The organism is Trinickia symbiotica (genome assembly GCF_002934455.1).
In the GTDB taxonomy this organism is placed as follows: domain Bacteria; phylum Pseudomonadota; class Gammaproteobacteria; order Burkholderiales; family Burkholderiaceae; genus Trinickia; species Trinickia symbiotica.
Genome location: NZ_PTIR01000023.1, coordinates 1 through 21,193, shown reverse-complemented (window position 1 = coordinate 21,193; position 21,193 = coordinate 1). Strand labels below are relative to the sequence as shown.

At 64.0% G+C, this 21,193-nt stretch carries 20 protein-coding genes; 5 read left to right on the top strand and 15 right to left on the bottom strand.

Features of this window, described 5'->3' with window-relative positions:
• Positions 1-114: 114 nt before the first annotated feature.
• Positions 115-684, bottom strand: a complete 570-nt coding sequence (locus tag B0G57_RS25715; protein ID WP_018441719.1) for a YbhB/YbcL family Raf kinase inhibitor-like protein — start codon at positions 682-684, stop codon at positions 115-117.
• Between the two features lie 168 nt (positions 685-852).
• Between B0G57_RS25715 and B0G57_RS25710 the strand changes: the two genes are divergently transcribed.
• Complete coding sequence (locus tag B0G57_RS25710) at positions 853-1,572, top strand: response regulator transcription factor (protein ID WP_018441718.1); 720 nt, start codon at positions 853-855, stop codon at positions 1,570-1,572.
• Here the strand turns inward: B0G57_RS25710 and B0G57_RS25705 are convergent.
• On the bottom strand, positions 1,566-2,252 hold the full coding sequence (locus B0G57_RS25705; protein ID WP_018441717.1) for an orotate phosphoribosyltransferase: 687 nt from the start codon (positions 2,250-2,252) through the stop codon (positions 1,566-1,568). The two genes, B0G57_RS25710 and B0G57_RS25705, sit on opposite strands and share 7 nt — an antisense overlap.
• 353 nt (positions 2,253-2,605) lie before the next feature.
• Between B0G57_RS25705 and B0G57_RS25700 the strand changes: the two genes are divergently transcribed.
• Complete coding sequence (locus B0G57_RS25700) at positions 2,606-4,876, top strand: NADP-dependent malic enzyme (protein ID WP_018441716.1); 2,271 nt, start codon at positions 2,606-2,608, stop codon at positions 4,874-4,876.
• Between the two features lie 134 nt (positions 4,877-5,010).
• Here the strand turns inward: B0G57_RS25700 and B0G57_RS25695 are convergent, their stop codons facing one another.
• Positions 5,011-8,598 carry an indolepyruvate ferredoxin oxidoreductase family protein gene (locus B0G57_RS25695; protein ID WP_020566308.1) on the bottom strand — a complete coding sequence of 1,196 codons (3,588 nt, stop codon included), beginning with the start codon at positions 8,596-8,598 and terminating at the stop codon, positions 5,011-5,013.
• Between the two features lie 400 nt (positions 8,599-8,998).
• On the opposite strand from B0G57_RS25695, the gene B0G57_RS31455 reads away from it, so the two are divergent.
• Positions 8,999-9,175: a hypothetical protein gene (locus tag B0G57_RS31455; RefSeq protein ID WP_018441714.1), complete on the top strand. Its 177-nt coding sequence runs from the start codon at positions 8,999-9,001 to the stop codon at positions 9,173-9,175.
• Between the two features lie 75 nt (positions 9,176-9,250).
• Here B0G57_RS31455 and hppD read toward each other — a convergent pair whose 3' ends face one another.
• The gene (hppD, locus tag B0G57_RS25690) at positions 9,251-10,348 is read right to left on the bottom strand and encodes a 4-hydroxyphenylpyruvate dioxygenase (protein ID WP_018441713.1); all 1,098 of its coding nucleotides are present in this window, start codon (positions 10,346-10,348) and stop codon (positions 9,251-9,253) included.
• 165 nt (positions 10,349-10,513) lie between these two features.
• Between hppD and B0G57_RS25685 the strand changes: the two genes are divergently transcribed.
• Positions 10,514-11,005 carry an Lrp/AsnC family transcriptional regulator gene (locus B0G57_RS25685; RefSeq protein WP_018441712.1) on the top strand — a complete coding sequence of 164 codons (492 nt, stop codon included), beginning with the start codon at positions 10,514-10,516 and terminating at the stop codon, positions 11,003-11,005.
• Between the two features lie 27 nt (positions 11,006-11,032).
• On the opposite strand, the gene B0G57_RS25680 is transcribed toward B0G57_RS25685, so the two are convergent.
• From B0G57_RS25680 to B0G57_RS25630, 11 genes are all read right to left on the bottom strand, one after another.
• On the bottom strand, positions 11,033-11,674 hold the full coding sequence (locus tag B0G57_RS25680; protein WP_018441711.1) for a GNAT family N-acetyltransferase: 642 nt from the start codon (positions 11,672-11,674) through the stop codon (positions 11,033-11,035).
• 287 nt (positions 11,675-11,961) lie between these two features.
• Complete coding sequence (locus tag B0G57_RS25675; RefSeq protein ID WP_026229851.1) at positions 11,962-12,564, bottom strand: TetR/AcrR family transcriptional regulator; 603 nt, start codon at positions 12,562-12,564, stop codon at positions 11,962-11,964.
• A gap of 175 nt (positions 12,565-12,739) precedes the next feature.
• Entirely contained in the window at positions 12,740-13,828 is a 1,089-nt protein-coding gene (paaE, locus tag B0G57_RS25670; protein ID WP_018441709.1) for a 1,2-phenylacetyl-CoA epoxidase subunit PaaE, read from the bottom strand.
• 9 nt (positions 13,829-13,837) lie between these two features.
• Positions 13,838-14,446: a 1,2-phenylacetyl-CoA epoxidase subunit PaaD gene (paaD, locus tag B0G57_RS25665; RefSeq protein ID WP_018441708.1), complete on the bottom strand. Its 609-nt coding sequence runs from the start codon at positions 14,444-14,446 to the stop codon at positions 13,838-13,840.
• 88 nt (positions 14,447-14,534) lie between these two features.
• Positions 14,535-15,335, bottom strand: coding sequence for a 1,2-phenylacetyl-CoA epoxidase subunit PaaC (paaC, locus tag B0G57_RS25660; protein ID WP_018441707.1), 801 nt, complete (start codon positions 15,333-15,335; stop codon positions 14,535-14,537).
• A gap of 10 nt (positions 15,336-15,345) precedes the next feature.
• Positions 15,346-15,630, bottom strand: a complete 285-nt coding sequence (paaB, locus tag B0G57_RS25655) for a 1,2-phenylacetyl-CoA epoxidase subunit PaaB (RefSeq protein WP_018441706.1) — start codon at positions 15,628-15,630, stop codon at positions 15,346-15,348.
• 79 nt (positions 15,631-15,709) lie between these two features.
• Complete coding sequence (gene paaA, locus B0G57_RS25650; RefSeq protein ID WP_018441705.1) at positions 15,710-16,708, bottom strand: 1,2-phenylacetyl-CoA epoxidase subunit PaaA; 999 nt, start codon at positions 16,706-16,708, stop codon at positions 15,710-15,712.
• A 103-nt stretch (positions 16,709-16,811) separates the two neighbouring features.
• Positions 16,812-17,774 carry an alpha/beta fold hydrolase gene (locus B0G57_RS25645; protein WP_018441704.1) on the bottom strand — a complete coding sequence of 321 codons (963 nt, stop codon included), beginning with the start codon at positions 17,772-17,774 and terminating at the stop codon, positions 16,812-16,814.
• Positions 17,775-17,944: 170 nt separating this feature from the next.
• The gene (locus tag B0G57_RS25640) at positions 17,945-18,445 is read right to left on the bottom strand and encodes a lytic transglycosylase domain-containing protein (RefSeq protein WP_018441703.1); all 501 of its coding nucleotides are present in this window, start codon (positions 18,443-18,445) and stop codon (positions 17,945-17,947) included.
• A 37-nt stretch (positions 18,446-18,482) separates the two neighbouring features.
• Entirely contained in the window at positions 18,483-18,911 is a 429-nt protein-coding gene (locus B0G57_RS25635) for a hypothetical protein (protein WP_018441702.1), read from the bottom strand.
• Positions 18,912-18,923: 12 nt separating this feature from the next.
• Positions 18,924-19,298 carry a hypothetical protein gene (locus B0G57_RS25630; protein ID WP_018441701.1) on the bottom strand — a complete coding sequence of 125 codons (375 nt, stop codon included), beginning with the start codon at positions 19,296-19,298 and terminating at the stop codon, positions 18,924-18,926.
• A gap of 371 nt (positions 19,299-19,669) precedes the next feature.
• Here B0G57_RS25630 and B0G57_RS25625 point away from each other — a divergent pair, with 371 nt between their 5' ends.
• Positions 19,670-20,896 carry an SGNH/GDSL hydrolase family protein gene (locus tag B0G57_RS25625; protein ID WP_399278836.1) on the top strand — a complete coding sequence of 409 codons (1,227 nt, stop codon included), beginning with the start codon at positions 19,670-19,672 and terminating at the stop codon, positions 20,894-20,896.
• Positions 20,897-21,193: the final 297 nt, after the last annotated feature.

Sequence of the window (21,193 nt, the reverse complement as noted above, 5' to 3'; positions counted from 1 at the left end):
GATTTTAAGGCTTTGTCGCGATTTGTGCGGATTTCGCCGCGAATGCCGACGTACCCGGCCTGATCTGTCGTGATAGTGCGACATCGGCCTCCGTCCGGCGGGCCGGCGGCCCGTTCAGCGCCCGTATTTCACCGTGATGCTCGCCTTGCCGAGGATCGACGTGCCGATTTCATGATCGAACATCGGCGCGGGCTGCCCGGGAGCGAGCCGCAGATCCGACGTGCCGAGCGCATAAACGGTCACGATGTATCGATGCGTCTGGCCCTGCGGCGGGCAGGGGCCGCCATAACCTGGCGTGCCGAAATCGTTGCTTGCCTCCACCGCATGCATGCGCTTGAGAAAGCCGGACGCGCTCGCATTCGACGGCAATTCGCGCACGTCGGCGGGTATTTCGGCGACAGCCCAATGCCACCAGCCCGCGGGGCCGGGCGCATCGGGGTCGAACATCGTGACGGCGAAGCTTTTGGTGCCGGCGGGCACGCCGCTCCAGCGAAGCTGCGGCGATATGTTCTTCCCGCTGCAACCGTCGCTGTTATAAACGTGTTGGAGGCCGACCGCTTTATCCGGCTCGAGATCTTTGCTCGTCACCGAGAATGTGCCCTGCGCAAGGGCGGGCGCCGCAACGCCGAGCCATGCCGAGAACGAAAGTGCCACCGATGCAACGACCGACCATCGCGTGCTCATGAGCCGATACTCCTTGCGGGATGGCGAAATGGGAACTCGCGCCGATTGCCGGCCCGAATAACAGTTGGGGCCGGAATCGAGTCTAACATTGCATTTTTCGCCGGTGGCGGCAGCTGCACGATCGGTGCGCACGGCCGCCGGCGCGAACCCGTCAACGATCGCCTGCGGATGAACCTATTGTCGCAATACGAGACGCCGGCGAAGCCGGAAATCACGGCCAACGGCCCAAGGACTCGCGTGATCGTCGCGGACGATCACCCGGTCATTCTGCTCGGGGCGCGGCACGCGCTCGCGCGATTTCCGGACATCGAAGTGGTCGGCGAGGCGCGCCAATCCACCGAGCTCGTCAGGGCCCTGACGAATGCCCCGTGCGACGTGCTGGTGACCGATCTGGCGATGCCCGGAGGCCTGCATGGCGATGGCCTGCCGCTCATCGGCTACGTCAGGCGGCATTTCCCCGCGCTGCCGATCGTCGTGCTGACCATGCTCGAAAACCCCGCGTTGATCCGTCGGCTCGGGGAGATGGGCGTCACCGCCGTCGTCAGCAAGTCGGACGATCTCGCGCATATCGGCCTTGCCGTTCGCTATGTCATGTGCGGCGTGCCTTACGCGGGTCCGTCGGTGCGCGCCGCGCACGAGGCGCTCGGCAAGGGCGCCCCCGCAAAGCCCGCCGACAAGCTGCTGTCGCGGCGCGAGATCGAAGTCGTGCGGCTCTATGTCTCGGGAATGACGATGAAGGAGATCGCCGCGCGACTCAATCGCAGCATCAAGACGATCAGCACGCACAAGATCGCGGCGCTGCGCAAGCTGGGGCTCGAGCGCGATTCGGAGCTCTTCCAGTATGCGCAAAGCGCCGGTCTAATGAACCTCTCGTCGCCCAGTTACTGAGGCGCGGCCGTCGCCCCGCCGTGCGCGGCCGACCATTCGGCGGGCGCATGCAGGAACTTCTCGACTTCATCGAGCGTTCTGGTATCGAAGTAGCCCGATGCCTTGGCGACGCGCAGCACGTCCCACCACGTCGCGAGCGCGTGCAGGTCGACGTCGATGTCTTTCAGGACCGACACGCTCTCCTTGAAGATGTTGTAATGAAAGAGGACGAAGCAGTGATTCACGCGCGCGCCCGCGGTGCGCAGCGCATTGATGAAGTTGATCTTGCTGCGGCTGTCCGTCGTCAAGTCCTCGACGAGCAGCACGCGCGAGCCTTCCTGCAGAAACCCTTCGATCTGTGCGTTGCGGCCGAAGCCCTTCGGCTTTTTGCGCACGTACTGCATCGGCACCATGAGCCGATCGGCGAGCCAGGCGGCAAACGGAATGCCGGCCGTCTCCCCGCCCGCGACGCCGTCGATCTGCTCGTAGCCGACATCGCGCAGAATCGTCGTTTCGGCCATGTCCATCAGCCCACGGCGCACGCGCGGAAAAGAGATCAGCTTCCGGCAATCGATATAGACGGGGCTCGCCCATCCCGAAGTGAAGATGAACGGTTTCTCGGCATTGAAGTGCACGGCCTGCACTTCGAGCAGCATCTTGGCGGTCGTGTCGGAGATCGTTTGGCGATCGAAGCCTGTCATGGGCGAGTCCTTGCGGTAGGGGGCGAAGGGCGGCGAAGAAGGCGTCGACATCGTCGCCAAGCGCCGGGGGAGCCGCCCGAGAGCGAGAGCCTGCCTCTCGCGCGTAACCGCGTATTTTACCCGAGTCGCGGCGCCGGCAAGCGGGATCGGCAAGTCACGCGCGCGCTGCGCGCCAGGCCGCGCCTCCCTTGGGGCTGCCGCTTGCCATCCCATGCGGCATCGGCAGGTGTACACTGGCACCCCCCGCTAAAACGCTTCCCGCCGCCCTTGCTATCCGCCGAGGCACGGCGCTGCGCCGAACCGGCGCCTCTCGAGCGTGCAGGATCATATTTATTACGTCGCGTAGGTCAAATATGGACGAACAACTGAAGCAAAGCGCTCTCGCCTATCACCAGAATCCAAGGCCCGGCAAGATCTCCGTTACTCCGACGAAACCGCTCTCGAATCAGCTCGATCTGTCGCTCGCGTATTCGCCCGGCGTCGCGGCCGCGTGTGAGGCAATCCACGCCGATCCGCTCGATGCGCAGAAGTACACGTCGCGCAGCAATCTGGTCGGCGTGGTGACGAACGGCACGGCCGTGCTCGGTCTCGGCAACATCGGCCCGCTCGCGGCCAAGCCGGTCATGGAGGGCAAGGGCTGTCTCTTCAAGAAGTTCGCCGGCATCGATGTGTTCGATATCGAACTGGCGGAATCGAACCCCGACAAGCTCGTCGACGCCATCGCGATGCTCGAGCCGACGCTCGGCGGCATCAACCTGGAGGACATCAAGGCGCCCGAGTGCTTCTACATCGAAAAGAAGCTGCGCGAGCGGATGAAGATCCCCGTCTTCCACGACGATCAGCACGGCACCGCGATCATCGCGTCCGCGGCGATTCTCAACGGCCTGAAGGTCGTGGACAAGAAGCTCGAAAACGTGAAGCTCGTCTGCTCGGGCGCCGGCGCCGCCGCCATCGCCTGTCTCGACCTGCTCGTGAAGCTCGGCCTGCAGAAGGACAACATTCTCGTCATCGACTCGAAGGGGGTCATCTACGAAGGGCGCGGCAATCTCGATCCGTCGAAGGCCGGCTATGCCGCGCATACGGACGCGCGCACGCTCGACGACGCGATCAGCTCGGCCGATGTCTTCCTCGGCTGCTCGAGCGCCGGCGTGCTCAAGCCCGAGATGGTCATGAAGATGGCCGACAAGCCGCTCATCCTCGCGCTCGCGAACCCCGAGCCCGAGATTCGCCCCGAGGACGCGAAGGCGGTACGGCCCGACGTCATCATCGCGACGGGCCGCTCGGACTATCCGAATCAGGTCAACAACGTTCTTTGCTTCCCGTTCATCTTCCGCGGCGCGCTCGACGTCGGCGCGACGACGATCACCGAGGAAATGAAGCTTGCCTGCGTGCGAGCGATCGCCGAGCTGGCCGAGGAGACGGACCAGGGCGACGAAGTCGCGAAGGCCTATGAAGGACACTCGCTCGAGTTCGGTCCCGAGTACCTCATTCCGAAGCCGTTCGACCCGCGTCTCATCATCAAGATCGCGCCCGCGGTGGCGCAGGCCGCGATGGATTCGGGCGTGGCGACGCGTCCGATCCAGGACATGGACGCCTACCGCGAGCAGCTTGGCGCGACCGTCTACCGCACGGGCATGGTGATGCGTCCGGTCTTTGCGGCGGCGAAGCAGACGGCCGCCCGCATCGTCTTTGCGGAGGGCGAGGACGAGCGCGTGCTGCGCGCCGCCCAGTTCGTGCTGACCGAAAAAATCGCGAAGCCGATCATCATCGGCCGGCCGGCCGTCGTCGACATGCGCCTGAAGAAGATCGGCTCGCGGCTGAAGGCCGGCGTCGATTTCGAGGTCGTCAATCCTGAAGACGATCCGCGCTATCAGCAATGCTGGCAGGCCTACCATGAGCTCGGCGCGCGCGAAGGCGTGACGCCGGAAATCGCTAAGGCCGCGCTGCGCAAGTTCAATACCTTGATCGGCGCGGTGCTCGTGCGTCTCGGCGATGCCGACGGCATGATCTGCGGCCTCATCGATACGTACCACAGCCACCTCAAGTACATCGACCAGGTGCTGGGCCGCTCGTCGAGCGCCGAGCACTATGCCGCGATGAACCTGCTGATGCTGCCGGGCCGCAACCTTTTCATCTGCGATACCTACGTCAACGAAGTGCCGAGCGCCGAGCAGCTCGCCGACATGGCCATTCTCGCCGCGTCCGAGATCGAGCGGTTCGGCATCGTACCGAAGATCGCGCTGCTTTCGAGCTCGAACTTCGGCAGCTCGCGCACGGCTTCGTCGCAGCGTATGGCGGCCGCGCGCAAGCTGATTGCCGAGCGCGCGCCGCAGCTCGAAGTCGACGGTGAGATGCACGGCGACGCCGCGCTTTCGGAGATTGTCCGCAAGCAATCGTTCCCCGGCACGACGTTGACGGGCGAGGCCAACTTGCTGTTGATGCCGAACGTCGAGGCGGCGAACATTGCCTACAACCTGTTGAAGATGGTCGGCGGGGAAGGGGTGACGGTCGGACCGTTCCTGCTCGGCGCGGCGAAGCCCGTGCACATCCTCACGCCGGCGGCGACGGTGCGGCGGATCATCAACATGACCGCCGTTGCGGCGGCCAATGTCCGCGTCGAATAAGCTGACTGTCCGCCGCAAGGCGGATACGCAAAGCCGATGAGGCGATAAGCCGATACGGAAGGCAAATCAAAAGGCGAAACAAAAGGCGGCTGTCCAATGGGCAGCCGCCTTTTCTCTTATCGGCGAGCCGATGCTTACGCGGCGTGCCGCGACGCGCCGCCCGGCGTGCGCCAGCGACCAAGCAGCTCGTTCCACTTCGTGCGCACGGCGCGCAGGTTGTTTTCCTTCACATGTCCGTAGCCGCGGATCCCATCGGGCAGGCTCGCGAGCTCGACGGCGAGCGCAAGCTTCTCGGGCGTGAGTCCGCCGATCAGCTCGCGCACGAGCGCTTCATACTCGCCGATCAGCGCGCGTTCGGTGCGACGCTCCTCCGTCTTGCCGAACGGATCGAGCGCCGTGCCGCGCAGGAACTTGAGCTTCGCGATCAGCTTGAACGCGGACAGCATCCAAGGGCCGTACGGCTTCTTGATCAAATGACCGTTCGCATCCTTCTTGGCGAAGAGCGGCGGCGCGAGATGGAAGTTGAGCTTCCAGTCGCCCTCGAACTGGCTTTGCAGCCGGGCAAGGAAGGCCCGGTCCGTTTGCAAGCGGGCCACCTCGTATTCGTCCTTGAAGGCCATCAGCTTGTGCAGATTGCGCGCAACGGCTTCGGTCAGCGGCTCTTGCGCCGCGTCGCCGTCGAGCGCGCGCTCGGCCTTCCGCACCTCGTCGACGAGCGCGCGGTACCGCTTTGCATAGGCCTCGTTCTGATAGGCCGTGAGGTAAGCGACGCGCTTCTCGATCAGCGCATCGACGGCCTTTTTCGTATGCAGTGCGATGACCGTGGCCCCCGGGGCGTCGCCGCGTGCCTGCTCGGGCGTCGCGGCCCGCTGCACGCTCGCGAGATCGTAGGCGGCGCGGCGACCCCATTCGAACGCGGCGATATTCTTTTCGACTTGCACGCCGTTGAGCTCGATCGCCCGGACGAGCGAGCGATGCGTGAGCGGCAGCCATCCGCGCTGCCACGCGTATCCCAGCACGAACGGGTTCGTATAGATCGCGTCGCCGAGCAGCGCGACGGCGAAACGATTGGCATCGACGAGGTCGACCTGATCGCCGGCTGCCGCGCGCACATCGTTTTCAGTGCTCGAGCCCGGGAACGACCAGTCGGGGTTCCGGATGAATTCGGCCGTCGGCGTCTTCGCGCTGTTGACGACCACGCGCGTATGGCCGTGCTTCATCCGCGACGTGCACTCGTCGCTTGCCGTGACGATCGCATCGCAGCCGATTACGAGCTCCGCCTCGCCCATCGCGATGCGCGTCGCATGGATGTCGGCGGGCGCTTTCGCGATCTGCACGTGGCTCATGACGGCGCCGCCTTTTTGCGCAAGGCCCGTCACATCGAGCACCGTCACGCCCTTGCCCTCGAGGTGGGCCGCCATGCCGAGCAGCGCGCCGATCGTGACGACACCCGTGCCGCCCACGCCCGTCACGAGCACGCCGTAGGGCCGGCCGATCTCGGGCAGCGTCGGCTCCGCGACAGGCGGAAGATCGGCTGCCGCCGCCGAGCCCGCCGCCTTCGGCTTGCGGAGCTGGCCGCCTTCGACGGTGACGAAACTCGGGCAAAAGCCTTTGAGGCAAGAGAAATCCTTGTTGCAGCTCGACTGGTTGATCTGCCGCTTCGTGCCGTACTCCGTCTCGAGCGGCTCGACGGACAGGCAATTCGATTGCACCGAGCAATCGCCGCACCCCTCGCAGACGGCTTCGTTGATGACGACGCGGCGGGCCGGGTCGGGAAACTCGCCCTTCTTGCGACGGCGGCGCTTCTCGGTTGCGCAAGTCTGGTCGTAGATGAGGATTGTCGTGCCCGGCACCTCGCGCAGTTCTCGCTGGACGGCATCGAGCTCGTCGCGGTGATGGACGGTCACGCCTGCCGCGAGCAGCGTCGTGCCGTGATACTTCTGCGGCTCGTCCGTGACGACGACGATCTTGGCGGCGCCTTCGGCCGCGAGCTGATGCGTGATCTGCGGCACGGTCAGCACACCGTCGACGGGCTGCCCGCCCGTCATTGCGACCGCGTCGTTATAGAGAATCTTGTAGGTGATGTTGACCTTCGCCGCGATGGCGGCGCGAATCGCGAGCAACCCCGAATGGAAGTAGGTGCCGTCGCCGAGATTCGCGAAGATGTGCTTCTCGCTCGTGAAAGGCGCCTGACCCGTCCAAGGCACGCCTTCGCCGCCCATCTGACTGAACGTGCTCGTCTCGCGGTCCATCCAAAGCGACATGTAGTGACAGCCGATGCCCGCCATCGCGCGCGACCCTTCCGGCACGTTCGTCGATGTGTTGTGCGGGCAGCCCGAGCAGAACCACGGCTTGCGTTCGGCCGTCACGCGCGGCTTCGCGAGCGCCTTTTCCTTCGCCTGGATGACGGCGATTCGCGCTTCGATGCGCGCACGCACGTCCGAGGGCAGCTCGAACTTCTCGAGCCGCGTCGCGATCGCCTTCGCGATCAGCGCCGGGGACAGCTCGTAGTGCGCGGGCAGCAGCCAGTTGCCCATCGGCACCGACCATTCGCCGCCCGCGCCATCCTTCTCGTCGAACTTGCCGAAGACGCGCGGCCGTTGCCCGTCGGGCCAGTTGTAGAGCTCCTCCTTGATGGCATATTCGAGGATCTGGCGCTTTTCCTCGACGACGAGAATCTCCTGCAGGCCGCGCGCGAATGCCTGCGCGCCCTGGGCCTCGAGCGGCCAGACGCAGCCGACCTTATAGAGCCGAATGCCGATGCGCGAGCAGGTTTCATCGTCGAGGCCGAGGTCGACGAGCGCCTGCCGCACGTCGAGATATGCCTTGCCGCCCGTGATGATGCCGAAGCGCGCGACGGGCGAATCGATCTCGATCCGGTCGAGCTTGTTCGCGCGCACATAGGCGAGCCCAGCGTACCACTTGTAGTCGAGCAGCCGCGCTTCCTGAACGAGCGGCGGGTCGGGCCAGCGAATGTTGAGCCCGCCCTCGGGCATTTCAAAGTCGGCGGGAATGACGATTTGCGCGCGATGCGGATCGATGTCGACCGACGCGGACGATTCCACGACGTCGGTCACGCATTTCATCGCGACCCAGAGACCCGAATAGCGGCTCATCGCCCAGCCGTGCAGGCCGAAGTCGAGATATTCCTGCACGTTCGAGGGGAACAGCACCGGCAGCCCGCAGGCCTTGAAGATGTGCTCGGATTGATGGGCGAGCGTCGAGGATTTGCAGGCGTGGTCGTCGCCGGCGAGCACCAGCACGCCGCCGTGCCTGGCCGAGCCGGCCGAATTGCCGTGCTTGAACACGTCGCCCGAGCGGTCGACGCCGGGCCCCTTGCCGTACCACATCGAGAAGACGCCGTCGTACTTCGCGCCGGGGTAGAGGTTCACCTGCTGGGTGCCCCATACGGCCGTCGCGGCGAGATCTTCGTTGATGCCAGGCTGAAATACGACTTGATGGCTCGCGAGGTGCTTTTTGGCCTTCCAGAGCGCGAGATCGAGTCCGCCCAACGGAGAGCCGCGATAACCGGAAACGAATCCGGCGGTATTGAGGCCGGCGGCTCGGTCGCGCGCCTGCTGCAGCATCGGCAGCCTGACGAGTGCCTGGATGCCGCTCATATAGGCGCGGCCGTGTTCGAGCGTGTATTTGTCGTCGAGCGTGACGGAAGCCAACGCGGCTTCCAGCGAGGCTCTCTGGCCTGCGTCTAGCGGGGCATTCATTTTATGGAACTCCTCCAACCCGGTTTGGGATCACCAAAACATCGCGAGCGTCGGCATCTTGTGGATGCCTTCGCGGACCCGCCATAGTGACGGTTTTTTCCAGATCGTAGCACTGGTAAAAACCCGCCGCACTTTTACAAAATTCGCCGCTCGCAGCCGCTCGGCCGGGCCGGCGTGTTGCGCTCTTCGCCTTGCCGGCCGGGCTCGCCGCAGGCCGATCGCCGGCCGCGGGCACGCTCGTATCGATCTGTAACGGAGGGTAACGTGTTGTTGACCTGCTGGAACCGACGGGGGGGCGATGGTCTAATTCCGTTCTCGCGCGCCGGCTGCCGGGCTTTCGCGCGAGTGCCGTGAATCACGCATCGCGGCGGTAAGCGATGCGACAGATATAGGAGTACAGATGGATACACGACATACCCGAACCTTCCTGATGATTTCCGCCGCATTTTTCGCGATGAACATGCCCGTTCGCGCGACGAGCGCCGCGACGCCGTCCAGGCTGGCCGCAGCGGTGTCGCACACGGCGCGCATGGCGTCGGCCGGTGTCGGCGGCGAGCTCGAGGCAGCCAAGCCGTGATCAGGTAATGGATCATTCGCGCCGAGCTTCGGATGCGCGGCGCGTCAAAGCGATCGCGCGAACATCAAACGCAAATCAAGCCTTGTCTTGAACCACCCCGCGGCGAATCTGATCGAGCTCGATCGATTCGAACAGCGCCTTGAAGTTGCCTTCCCCGAAGCCTTGATTGCCCTTGCGCTGGATGATCTCGAAGAAGATCGGCCCGATCTGGTTCTCGGTGAAGATCTGCAGCAGCAAATCGTCCTTCGCGCCATCGATGAGAATCTTGCGCTTCTTCAGTTCGGCGAGCGGTTCCGCGTGTCCTGGTATGCGTCGATCGACGAGCTCGTAGTAGGTATCGACCGTATCGAGCAGTTTGATGTCCGTGGCGCGAAGACCGTCGACGGTTCGGTAAATGTCGTTCGTGCCGAGCGCGATATGCTGAATCCCTTCCCCGTGATAAGCGTCGAGGTATTCCTGGATCTGGCCCGCGTTGTCCGAGCCTTCTTCGTTGATCGGGATGCGGATCTTGCCGCACGGCGACGTCATGGCCTTTGACTTCACGCCCGTCACCTTGCCCTCGATGTCGAAGTAGCGGATCTCACGGAAGTTGAAGAGCCGCTCGTAGAACGAGACCCATTCGCGCATCGAACCGCGGTGCACGTTGTGCGTCAGATGATCGATATAGGTGAGGCCGTGTCCGACGGGCGCGGTGTCCGCTCCTTCGATCGGCTCGAAGTCCACGTCGTAGATGTCGATGTCGCCGACGGTGCCGGGCGCCGCGCCGTTCTTGCCGCGCCAGCGATCGACGAAATAGATCAGCGAATCGCCGACGCCCTTGATGGCCGGGATGTTCAGCTCCATCGGCCCCGTCTTGTTGTCGAACCCCCAGGCGCCGAGCTCGAGCGCATGACGGTAGGCTTTGGCCGCGTCCTGCACACGAAAGGCGATGGCACAGATCGATGGACCATGCAGACGCGCGAAGCGTTGCGCGAACGAGTCCGGTTCGGCATTGACGATGAAATTGATGCCGCCTTGCCGATAGAGCGTCACGTCCTTATGACGATGTTTGGCGATAGCGGTGAAGCCCATTCTTTCGAAGAGCTTGCCGAGCGCCTTCGGATCGGGCGCGGTGTATTCGATGAATTCGAACCCGTCCGTGCCGACGGGGTTCTCCCAGGTTTCGACCTTCATGCCCTGTCTCCTTCAGATCCTGTTCTGCCACGGGGCGGATTGGGCCGCGCGGCATCGATAAAAGCAAGTGTATGGCGCCAATACCGAAAAAATCTTGCGAGATCGGGTGACGGCTCCTACGATGGCGCAATTTACTGCCAGCGCTCACGCGATCGGATGAGAAAAATGGCCGAGATCGAATTGGACGCCGTCGACCGGCGTATCCTCGCGATCCTTCAGGAAAACGGGCGCTTGTCGAACCAGGAGATCGCGGAGCGCGTGAACCTGTCGCCGAGCCCATGCCTGCGCCGGATAAGGCGGCTCGAGGAAAGCGGCGTGATCCGCGGCTACGTTGCGCTGCTCGACCCGCAAAAGCTCGGTCTCGGCCTGCTCGCTTTCGTCAACGTGCGACTCGAGAAGCGCGGCGGCGCGACGGGCCATGCGGGAACGACGCATGCCGATTTGTTTCGGGCCGCCGTGCAGGCCTGGCCGGAGGTGGTCGCCTGCCATGCGATGACGGGCGAAATGGATTACCTGCTGCGGGTTTTCGTGACGGACATGGCGCACTTCTCGCGCTTCGTGCAGGATCAACTGCTGCACCATCCGTCGGTGGTCGACGTGAAATCGAGCTTCGCGCTCGAAAGCTTCAAGGAGACGACGGCGCTGCCGATTCGATGATTGGCCAGCCCGTCGCGTGGGGCGCTGTTACGCGGTTACGTCCGATTCCGATTCGGACGGCATCATCGCCTCAATGATGCGCGTCGTGCGTTGCACCTGACGCTTGATGGCGTAGTCGAACACCGCCGCTTGCTCCTGCAGCATTTCAGCAATGATGCTGGCCTGATCGGCCGGCGGCAGCGTCAGATAGGCATCCGCGCTGCCATAGGCGTGCTCGATCCGCATGCCGGCCTTCTTCGCGATATGCATCATCGTCGTGTTGCGCGACAGGCAGTACATGTACAGCGTCGAAACGTGCGTGTTGCGGCAGCGGATCGTCGCCCGCTCGAAAAGCTGGGTGCCGATGCCCTTGCCGCGCGAATCCTCGAGCACGGAAATGCCGAGCTCGGCTGTACGCTTATCCCCATCGGCCGGGAGGTAAGCGAGATGGCCGACGCCGACGAGCGCGAGGTCCTCGTCGAACACGCCGAACACCGCGTCGCGCGAGAAATCGATGGTGCGTACGTAGTTCTCGATCACGTGATCGGGCACCGCCTGGCCGAAACGCAGCAGGCGGTCGTCCACGTGGAGCGAGAGGAAGTGGGCGAGCAGGCGCTCGCGATCTTTTGCGGTCAGTTCACGGATCAGGGCCGGCTCGCGACCGTTCGCGTGCAGGCGCCGATCGCTCATCGCGTTCGAAGCGGTGGCCCGGGTTCGGTGCTGGCTCATGGCGGTTCTCCTTTTCGTGCTGCGTCCTGTGTTGCGACGCAGTACGAATTCTACTTGAAACGCCTGTTTGAGACTAGGGAAAACCCGTACTAATGCGATCGGGTCGCGCTCGGTTGCTTGCGGGTTTTATGTAATTACCTGATTTTTATGGAAAATTACCTACTGTTGTTTTCGCGTCAACTATGTGCTTATCACTGCGTCGAATGAGCTCGGCATGCTGCATTGCAACGCTACGCCGATGGAAGTGATCAACCGCTCGCGAGCCCCCGCTCGAGCACATCGACGACCTGTTTCGCGAAATCCTCATAGCGCAGGCGGCCGCCGGGCTTGAGCCAAGTGAAGGTCCAGTTGATCATGCCGAAGACCATCATCGTCACGGGCGTCTGATTGTCTTTCGTGACGCGGTCCGGATAGGCGCGCGAGAGCTGGCGCGCGAAGGCCGCGACGATGTCGCGCTGGCGGTCGAGGATGATTTCCCGCTGTGCCTCGACGAGATACTTGACGTCGTTCAGCAGCGCGACATGCCGGCTATGCGACGTTTCATACTCCGCGAGGAAGGCGCGCACGAGCTCGGCGAAGGTCTCGCGTTCGGACAGGCCGCGTCGCTGGCTCGACCCTTCGACTTCGGCGATGATCAACATGAGCCGCTTCGTGTGGCGGTCGAGCAGGTCGAAGAGAATCGCCTCCTTGCTGTCGTAATAGTGGTAAAGGCGGGCCTTCGAGGTTCCGCTCGCCGCGGCGAGATCGGCCATCGACGTGCTGGGGTAGCTCGTCTGAGCGAACTTCTCTGCGGCGAGTTCGAGGATCTGGTCGCGTTGCGATTCGTGATCGGGTGCTCGGGTGCGGGCCATGACGCTGTGGTTGTTGGTTGGCGGCTTAGCGTTGCCAGCGATGTGAGGCGACGCCATCGGATCGCGCCTGCGCGGCCGGATCGAACGCCTCGCCCCCAATGCGTGGCGCGTGCGGCGCTAGTCTACGCGAAAGCCGCCGGGCGAACGGCGGCTCGATGCGGCGGCGATTCGCGCTTCAGCGCTCGTCGTAGCTGACGACCACGCGCTCGCTGACCGGATGGCACTGACAGGTCAGGACGAAACCGTCACGGATCTCATGCTCTTCCAGCGTGTAGTTCTTCTCCATCCGCACCTCGCCTTCGAGCACCTTGGCGCGGCAGGTACAGCAGACGCCGCCCTTGCACGCATAGGGCAGCGCGAGCCCCGCATGCAGCCCGACGTCGAGCAGGCTTGCGCCCTCATAAGGAAGGCGCAGCTTGCGCCGCTTGCCGTCGAGGACGATCTCGAGCTCGGCGGCAGGCGTCGTCTCCGTGATCTCGATGACGGGGGCTCCAGCCTGGGGCAGCGGCGTGCCGAAGCGCTCGACGTGAATCCGGGTCTCGTCGACGCCCGCCGCCTTCAGCGCGGCTTCCGCCGCGTCCATCATCGGCGCGGGGCCGCAAATGAACGCCTCGTCGATCTCGCCCGCCGGCACGAGCGTCTCGAGAAAGGCGGCGCATTTCGCCTGATCGAGCATTCCGTTGAATAGTTCGGCCTCCTGAACATCGTCGGAGAGCACGTGGTAGAGCATGAAGCGGCTCATGTACCGGTTCTTCAGATCCTCCAGCTCTTCTGCGAACATGATTGAATCGACGTCGCGATTGCCGTAGACGAGCACGAAGGTGCTGCGCGGCTCGAGCTCGAGCGTGGTCTTGACGATCGCGAGCACCGGCGTGATGCCCGAGCCGCCCGCGAAGGCGACGTATTGCTTGCCGTGCTCGGCGTTCAGATGAGTGAAGAAGCGGCCGTCGGGCGTCATGACGTCGATCGTATGGCCCGGCTTCAATGTGTCGAACGCGAAGTTCGAGAAGCGTCCGCCGCGCACTCGCTTGATGCCGATGCGCAATTCGCCGTCGCGATCGTAATCGGTGACGCCGACGCAGATCGAATAGGAGCGGCGCGTTTCCACGCCGTCGACATGCGTTTTCAGCGTCACGAACTGGCCTTGCGTGAACCGATATTGCTCGCGCAGCTCGGATGGCACTTCGAACGAGACGGTGACGGAGTCGGCCGTCTCGGGGCGCACGTCGCGGATACGCAGTGCATGGAATTGCGGAGTCGCCATGGCCGGATGTCAGTAGGGTTTGAAATAGTCGAAAGGCTCGCGGCAGTCGAGACAGCGGTAGAGCGCTTTGCATGCCGTCGAGCCGAATTGCGCAAGACGCTGCGTGTGGACTGAGCCGCATCGTGGGCAGGCAGGTGTCGCGCCCGAGCCATTTGAAGCGCTCGAGTTGCTCGCGCGCGGCGCGAACCGGATGGTGTGCTCGACGGCGACGCTTGGCTGGGACGCCGCGTCGTTCACACCGCATCGGCCCGAAGGCGGCGCGATGCCATACGCGCGCAGCTTTTCGCGTGCGGCCTCGCTGATCCAGTCGGTCGTCCAGGCCGGTGCCAGCACGGTCTCGATGCGATAAGGGCCGAGGTCCGCGTCATCGAGCGCATGGGCGATGTCTTCCGCGATTTGCGCCATTGCCGGGCATCCCGAGTACGTCGGCGTGATGACGACCTCGAGTACGCCATCGACCGATTTCCGCACGTCGCGCAAGATGCCGAGCTCGCGAATGGACACGACGGGAATCTCCGGGTCGGGTACCGACTCGAGCACCGACCACGCTCGCACGAGCGCTGGGTCGGCCGCTCGCGCCGGTTTCGCGGCGGCGGTGGTGGAAGCTGTATGCGTCATGGTCGATCGATTCGTGGTCCTGAACATATGGGCGAATGTCGTCGCGCGTTTTTGCCGGCTTGTGCGCTGGGCGGGGCGGGCGTCCCTATCACCAGGTAGCGCCGGGATGCTGCCGCGCAACGCTTTGCATCTCGGCAAGCAAATAGCCGATGTGTTCCGAATGCTCGCCGAGCTTGCCCGTCGTCACGTGTTGCACCGGCTCGGGCAGCGCGAGCGTCGCTTCGCTGAGCGCTCCTTCGACTTCCGCCTTCCACGCCGCTTCGAAGTCGGCCGCGCGCACGCCGATGCCGGAGGCGGCAACCGCGTCTTCCAGCGCGTCCGGGGCAAAAAACTCGCGCGTATAGGGCATCAGATAGTCGAGCGCCGCCTGGGCGCGCCCGTGCGATTCGTCGGTGCCGTCGCCGAAGCGCACGAGCCAGTCGCGCGCGTGATGCAGGTGATAGCGCGTCTCCTTGACCGACTTCGAAGCGATCGCCGCCAGTTGCGCGTCATTCGAAGCTTCGAGCGCGGGCCAGAGCTGGACCATCAGCGCCGCGTAGAGAAAGTTGCGCACGATCGTCACCGCGTAATCGCGATCGGCTCGCGCGGTGCCGCTGAGCGGCCCGACGTGCGGCAGTTCGACGAGCGTGTAATTGGCGAACTCGCGCTCGGTCCGGAAGTACGCATAGTCGTCTTCGGTCTTGTTCGCGCCGGTCGCCATGGTTTCGAGTGTGGCCGCATGGGAGTAGAGCAGCCGCGCCTGGCCGATGAGATCGAGGCTCATATTGGCGAGCGCGATGTCTTCTTCCAGTACCGGGCCGTGCCCGCACCATTCGGCGTTGCGCTGGCCGAGAATCAGCGCGTTGTCGGCCAGGCGCAGCACATAAGCGAGATGTTCGGACGTCGTCATCTTGGCTCGCTCACATGTGATTGACTTCATCGGGCAGCGTATAGAACGTCGGGTGGCGGTAGATCTTGTCGCCGGCCGGCTCGAACAAGTCCGCCTTATCGTGCGGATCGGAGGCCGTGATCGCCGCTGCCGGCACGACCCAGATGCTCACGCCTTCCTGCCGCCGCGTGTAGACGTCGCGCGCCATGCGCAGCGCCATCGATGCATCGGCCGCGTGAAGGCTCCCGCAATGCTTGTGGTCGAGGCCTTGCTTGCTGCGCACGAATACTTCCCAGATCGGCCATTCCTTGTTCATTGAGATCTCCTCTAATACTTGGACTACCAGCGAACGAATATGAGCGCGGGAGCAACCGCCGCCCGCCGCCGGGGCGGCATCAAGCTGCCAGCTGCTCCGCGCGCCGGCGCTGCTTTTCGCTATAGGCGAGGGCGGCTTCGCGGACCCATGCACCGTCTGCGTGTGCCTTGACGCGCGTGGCGAGCCGCTCTTTGTTGCAGGGGCCGTCGCCATTGACGACGCGCCAGAATTCGTCCCAATCGATCACGCCGTAGTCGTAGTGGCCGCGCGCCTCATTCCATTTGAGATCGGCATCGGGCAACGTGACGCCGAGCACCTTCGCCTGCTCGACCGTCGCATCGACGAATTTCTGCCGCAGATCGTCATTTGAGATGCGCTTGATGCCCCACTTCGCCGATTGGTTGCTGTGGACGGAATCCTTGTCACTCGGGCCGAACATCATGAGGACCGGCCACCACCAGCGATTCACGGCTTGCTGCACCATCTCGCGTTGTGCCGGCGTGCCCTTCATCATCGCGAGCAGCGCGTCGAACCCTTGGCGCTGATGAAACGATTCCTCCTTGCAGATGCGGATCATCGCGCGCGCGTAGGGTCCGTAGGTGCAGCGGCAAAGCGGAATCTGGTTCATGATCGCGGCCCCGTCGACGAGCCATCCGATTACGCCGACGTCGGCCCAGCTCGGAGTCGGGTAGTTGAAGATGCTCGAATACTTGGCGCGGCCGCTGTGCAACGCATCGACGAGCGCGTCGCGCGAGACGTTGAGCGTTTCGGCAGCGCTATAAAGGTATAGACCGTGGCCGCCTTCGTCCTGCACCTTGGCGAGCAGGATCGCCTTGCGCTTCAGGCTCGGCGCCCGCGTGATCCAGTTCCCCTCCGGCAACATGCCGACGATTTCCGAATGCGCGTGCTGCGAGATCTGACGCACGAGTGTCTTCCGATAGGCATCGGGCATCCAGTCCTGCGGTTCGATCTTGCCGTCCGCGGCGATCACCGCATCGAAGCGCGCCTCGTCGGGCGAATCGGTTCCGGCCTCGGCCGGCGCCACATTGCCGGGAATGTCGAGCGATTGCGTGTACATAGGACAGTCTCGTCGTTAGTCGGGCGTGACGAGATTATAAATCAACCGACCGGTCGGTTGATGAATTTTGGCTATGATCGCAGGCAATCGCTGTGGGACGTCATTAGCCCCGCGGCAAGCGCCGCATGAAGTCGCGGATAAGCGCGGCAACCTCATCCTGCTGCTCGTCGAGCGCAAAGTGGCCGGCATCGATCACGTGTATGTCGGCTTTGGGAAGATCGCGACGGTAGGCGGCCGCCTCCGCCACCTGGAACGACGGGTCATAGCGTCCCCAAACGACGAGCGTCGCCGGTTGCGTCTTCCTGAGCCAGGCTTGCCAATCCGGGTAGGACGCCACGTTGGTCCGGTAGTCGTAGAAAAGATCCGTCTGGATCTCTTTCTGACCGGGCTGACTGAGGAACGCGTATTCGCCGGTCCACAGATCCGGGTCATACCGCTCGGGATTCGGCGTCGATCCCACATGACGTTGCTTCGTCGCTTCGAGAGAAAGGAAATTGCGCTGCAACGCCGCCTCGTTCGCCTCTCGATCGGCCCAGAAGGCGCGGCGCTTTTCCCAGAGCGGCCCGAGCCCATCCTCATGCGCGACGGCGTTTTGCACCACCAATCCGGCGACGCGTTCCGGATGCGCCATCGCAAGCCGGAAGCCGACGGGGCCGCCGTAGTCCTGCGCATAGAGCACGTAGCGCCGCAGGCCGAGCGTTTCGACGAAGTCGTTGGTCACGGACGCGATGTGATCGAACGTATAGGCGAAGTCCTTCGGTGAGGGCGCGTCGCTATGACCGAAGCCCGGGTAGTCGGGCGCAATGAGATGGTATCGGTCGGACAGTCTCGCCAAGAGCGGCTCGAACATGCGTGACGAGGAGGGAAAGCCGTGCAGCAACAAGATCGTCGGGGCGTCGCTCGGGCCCGCTTCACGGTAGAAGATGTTCAGGCCGTCGACTTTGATCGTTCGATAGGAGGTCGGATAACGCGCAGCGTTGCCACGCGCGGGGATGCTTTCGTTTGCCGCAAACGCGACGGACGCAGTGAGTGCCGCGGCCAGCGCGAATAGACTCTTCCTGTTCATGACGGGCTCCGGTGAATTTGCGAACCGCACGACGGTGCGGTAATCGTGGAGCCGAGTCTAGGGCTGGGTCCGTTCACGCGGAAGCCGCCGATGGCTCGAAACAGTGTCCGCTTTAACAGGACAATGCGGCCGGCAGTGTTTGGTTGTCGGGCGCGCCAGGGCCGGCCCGCTTACTGCGAAACGCCCCAGGAGACGAGCACGGCATGGATGCTGCGCGCATATTCATCGCGCAGCTTGGGGGTCTCTGAATGGAAGGCGCCGATTGCGCGCCAGGTGTTGCCGTAGCGAACCATTTTCTGCTTGACCATCCAGGCGGCAACGTAGGTGTTGATGCAGCCGTCCTTGAGCGCGCCCGGCGGGATACCGTTGCGGCGCAGCTCATTGAAATGAACCGAGTTGATCTGGGCCTGGCCCACGTCGATGCTTCCGTCCGCGTTGCGGTGGACGGCGTTGGGATCGCCCTTCGATTCGAACCACGCGATCGCGCGCAGGATCATCGGGTTGACGCCCTGATAGGCCCCAGCTTGCGCAAAACAGTCGATGTTGTCCGCGTAAGCGGGTACGCAAACGATTGCGCACGCGGCAGCGAAAATCGCCGCAACGAGAGCGCGAGGAGTCTGCGCGATGAGCGCAAGTCGCGAGCGTAACCGCGCGGGCTGGGTTCTTTTCATGGGGGCCACCGCTATCGATTGGATGGGAGAATGCGGCTCAGCGCGCCATTGCGACCGAAGCGGCGTCGAGCGTCACATGCACGCTCGACGCGCCGCCTTGCAACACGGCGTCGAGCTTGTCCGACACCGACGCGAGATAGGCATGTGAGTCGGGGCTGACGACGACGCGGACCGTGGTCTCGGCCGCTTTACCGGGCCGCGGGGTCACGCGGGCCATTTTTTTCGAATGACGCGTCGTGCGCGGCGGCGACGCGCTGGAGGAATCCGTCACCTCCTGTGCCGAAGACGGCGGCAGCGACGTGAGCGGTGGCAGTGGCGGCAGGACCTGGTCCGGCTGGGCGCTCACGGGCTTGCTCGCGAGCGCCGTAGTGGAGCCGGCCGCGGTAGCCTGCGCGTCGGCCGGCGGCGCGGCGAGGAGCCACTGCGAAGCGGCGAAGAGGGTAACGGCGGTGGCGAGTCGAAGCATGGCTGTCTCCGGTCATTCGGTCGGCTTGACCTGCACGCTGTACGGCTGGCAACTGCCCGTCGTCACGTTCTCGATATTGACGATGTTGCCGTGCCGTGCCGGGATGCCGCGCTGCACAGCCTGATTGAGATAGGGAAAGTCCTGCGCCAGCGCGGCAATGACGACCGTGGTCGATTGCGGCTGTTTCGCGGCAAGCGATCCCACCTTCCCGAGCACTTCGGTCAACTGCGGGTCGCGCGCGCCGAGCGCGTCGGGCGGAATGACGAAGTCGACGATGCTCGTCGACGCCGGTTGTGCCGGTGGTTGGCCGTGGCGGTTGGCGTCCGTCTGCAACTGGGCGCATCCGGCCAGGACGGCGACTGCGAGGAGGCTGGCGAGCAGTTTCACGATTCTGATTCCATGACGAGACTTGCTTATCGGCAGCCTGGGGAAATGATTTACCCCTGGGTTAACGACGACCCAGTAACGGCGGGCTTTTCGCGGCATTCGCGACACGAGGCGAATTCCGTAAACGCTGCATGTGCGCGCCGCCTACTGTAGCTCATAATTAGGGCTGGAAGCGAAGCGCGAGGAGGGCGCCGGGGCCGCTCACTGGGAAGGCGCCTGCCGTAGGGTAAATAAAAAGGGGGAGATCGTCTTGCGACCGTGCGACCCGGCGGATAGGGCAAAATCGGCGTTTTTCCATTGCGCCGACTTACATGGGCAATCGTCTTCGACTCTGGGCTGGGCTCATCGGAATCCTTTTGGGCGCCTTGGCGATGCCATGCGCTTCGGCTGCAGCCGGCGCGCCGCCCACGGCTGCTGAACAGTGGGTGACGTCCTGGGCGACCGCCTTGCAGGCGATCCCTGAACTGCGCGACCCGCCTCCGCTTTACCGAGCGCCGGACGTCTCGGACCGCACCGTGCGCGAGATCGTGTACCCGACGCTCTCGGGCCGGCGCGTCCGCGTCACGATCAGCAATGCGTACGGGCGCGCGCCACTCGCCATCGACGACGTCGTGATGGCGCAATCGGCCGGCGGCGCGGCGGTTCGGCCGGCCACCGCCGTGCCATTGACGTTTGCTGGACGCACATCGATCGTGCTCGAGCCCGGTGATGAAGTGGAAAGCGATGCGGCTGAGATGGAACTGCACGCGGGGGAGGCGTATGCGATCAGTGTCCACGCCCGTCATGGTCAGACGATGACGGCATGGCATCGCGTCGCGAACCAGATCAACTATGTTTCCTCTGCTGGCGACCATGCGGCGGATACCGAAGGATCGGCTTATACGACACGCTTCACCCAGCACGCCTGGGTAACGGCCATCAGTGTGCCGCGGGCGTCGTCGGCGGCGATTGCCGCGATCGGCGATTCGATCACGGACGGATTGCGCTCGAGCCTCAACCAGAATCGCCGGTGGCCTGACGCCTTGACTCGAAGGCTCGCCGGAGCGGGCGGCGCCTCCACGGCGGTCCTCGATCTCGGTATCAGCGGCAACCGCTTGCTCAGCGATTCCGCCTGCTACGGGGAGGCGCTCGAACGACGCTTCGCGCACGACGCGCTCGGACCCGCTGGCGTGAAGGCAGTCATCGTGCTGATCGGCATCAACGATATCAATTTCGCGACGATGCCTCGGCGCTCGGGGCTCGACTGCGACGCGCCGCATAGCGTGGTGACGGCGCAAGACCTCATCGAAGGCTACCGCCGGCTCATCGATGCGGCGCATCGGCGGGGCGTGCGCGTCTTCGGCGCGACGTTGACGCCAGCGGGCGCGCCGCCCGCGCGCGAAGCGATCCGCCTGGCCGTGAACACATGGATTCGGACGAGCGGCGCCTTCGACGGCGTCATCGACTTCGATGCCGCGCTGCGCAACCCGGCCAACGCGGACCGCTTGCGCCGCGACTACGACAGTGGCGACGGCATTCATCCCAACGACGCCGGCTATGAAGCGATGGGGGCGGCGATCGACCTGGCCGCGTTGACGAGCGCCACTCACCGGCAATGAAGCGGCAATGAAGCGGCTTTGCTCCGGGAGCTTTGCTGCCGGGCGGAGACCGCCCTGAAAAAAAGCTCGTCACGACCTTGTCACAGTGCGTTCGGTGGTCTACTATTCCGCTCCTTCGAGAGGCGGGAAGCAGTTGTCGCGAGTCGAACAGGTTTTTGGTTTTTAAGCAGTAGCATCAAAAACCCGTTGACGATCTACGAAAGACGCTGCATAATCTCGCTTCTCTGCTGCTGATGCAGCAACGCAAGACGGCGGTGCCGAAGGGTGGTAGTGGTAACGGCGCCGCGGCGGTTGAGC

What these genes read in the sequence shown, in the direction of transcription:
- B0G57_RS25715 (WP_018441719.1), bottom strand. Translation starts at nt 684, where the DNA reads ATGAGCACGCGATGGTCGGTCGTTGCATCGGTGGCACTTTCGTTCTCG.
- B0G57_RS25710 (WP_018441718.1), top strand. Translation starts at nt 853, where the DNA reads ATGAACCTATTGTCGCAATACGAGACGCCGGCGAAGCCGGAAATCACG.
- B0G57_RS25705 (WP_018441717.1), bottom strand. Translation starts at nt 2,252, where the DNA reads ATGACAGGCTTCGATCGCCAAACGATCTCCGACACGACCGCCAAGATG.
- B0G57_RS25700 (WP_018441716.1), top strand. Translation starts at nt 2,606, where the DNA reads ATGGACGAACAACTGAAGCAAAGCGCTCTCGCCTATCACCAGAATCCA.
- B0G57_RS25695 (WP_020566308.1), bottom strand. Translation starts at nt 8,598, where the DNA reads ATGAATGCCCCGCTAGACGCAGGCCAGAGAGCCTCGCTGGAAGCCGCG.
- B0G57_RS31455 (WP_018441714.1), top strand. Translation starts at nt 8,999, where the DNA reads ATGGATACACGACATACCCGAACCTTCCTGATGATTTCCGCCGCATTT.
- hppD (WP_018441713.1), bottom strand. Translation starts at nt 10,348, where the DNA reads ATGAAGGTCGAAACCTGGGAGAACCCCGTCGGCACGGACGGGTTCGAA.
- B0G57_RS25685 (WP_018441712.1), top strand. Translation starts at nt 10,514, where the DNA reads ATGGCCGAGATCGAATTGGACGCCGTCGACCGGCGTATCCTCGCGATC.
- B0G57_RS25680 (WP_018441711.1), bottom strand. Translation starts at nt 11,674, where the DNA reads ATGAGCGATCGGCGCCTGCACGCGAACGGTCGCGAGCCGGCCCTGATC.
- B0G57_RS25675 (WP_026229851.1), bottom strand. Translation starts at nt 12,564, where the DNA reads ATGGCCCGCACCCGAGCACCCGATCACGAATCGCAACGCGACCAGATC.
- paaE (WP_018441709.1), bottom strand. Translation starts at nt 13,828, where the DNA reads ATGGCGACTCCGCAATTCCATGCACTGCGTATCCGCGACGTGCGCCCC.
- paaD (WP_018441708.1), bottom strand. Translation starts at nt 14,446, where the DNA reads ATGACGCATACAGCTTCCACCACCGCCGCCGCGAAACCGGCGCGAGCG.
- paaC (WP_018441707.1), bottom strand. Translation starts at nt 15,335, where the DNA reads ATGACGACGTCCGAACATCTCGCTTATGTGCTGCGCCTGGCCGACAAC.
- paaB (WP_018441706.1), bottom strand. Translation starts at nt 15,630, where the DNA reads ATGAACAAGGAATGGCCGATCTGGGAAGTATTCGTGCGCAGCAAGCAA.
- paaA (WP_018441705.1), bottom strand. Translation starts at nt 16,708, where the DNA reads ATGTACACGCAATCGCTCGACATTCCCGGCAATGTGGCGCCGGCCGAG.
- B0G57_RS25645 (WP_018441704.1), bottom strand. Translation starts at nt 17,774, where the DNA reads ATGAACAGGAAGAGTCTATTCGCGCTGGCCGCGGCACTCACTGCGTCC.
- B0G57_RS25640 (WP_018441703.1), bottom strand. Translation starts at nt 18,445, where the DNA reads ATGAAAAGAACCCAGCCCGCGCGGTTACGCTCGCGACTTGCGCTCATC.
- B0G57_RS25635 (WP_018441702.1), bottom strand. Translation starts at nt 18,911, where the DNA reads ATGCTTCGACTCGCCACCGCCGTTACCCTCTTCGCCGCTTCGCAGTGG.
- B0G57_RS25625 (WP_399278836.1), top strand. Translation starts at nt 19,670, where the DNA reads ATGCCATGCGCTTCGGCTGCAGCCGGCGCGCCGCCCACGGCTGCTGAA.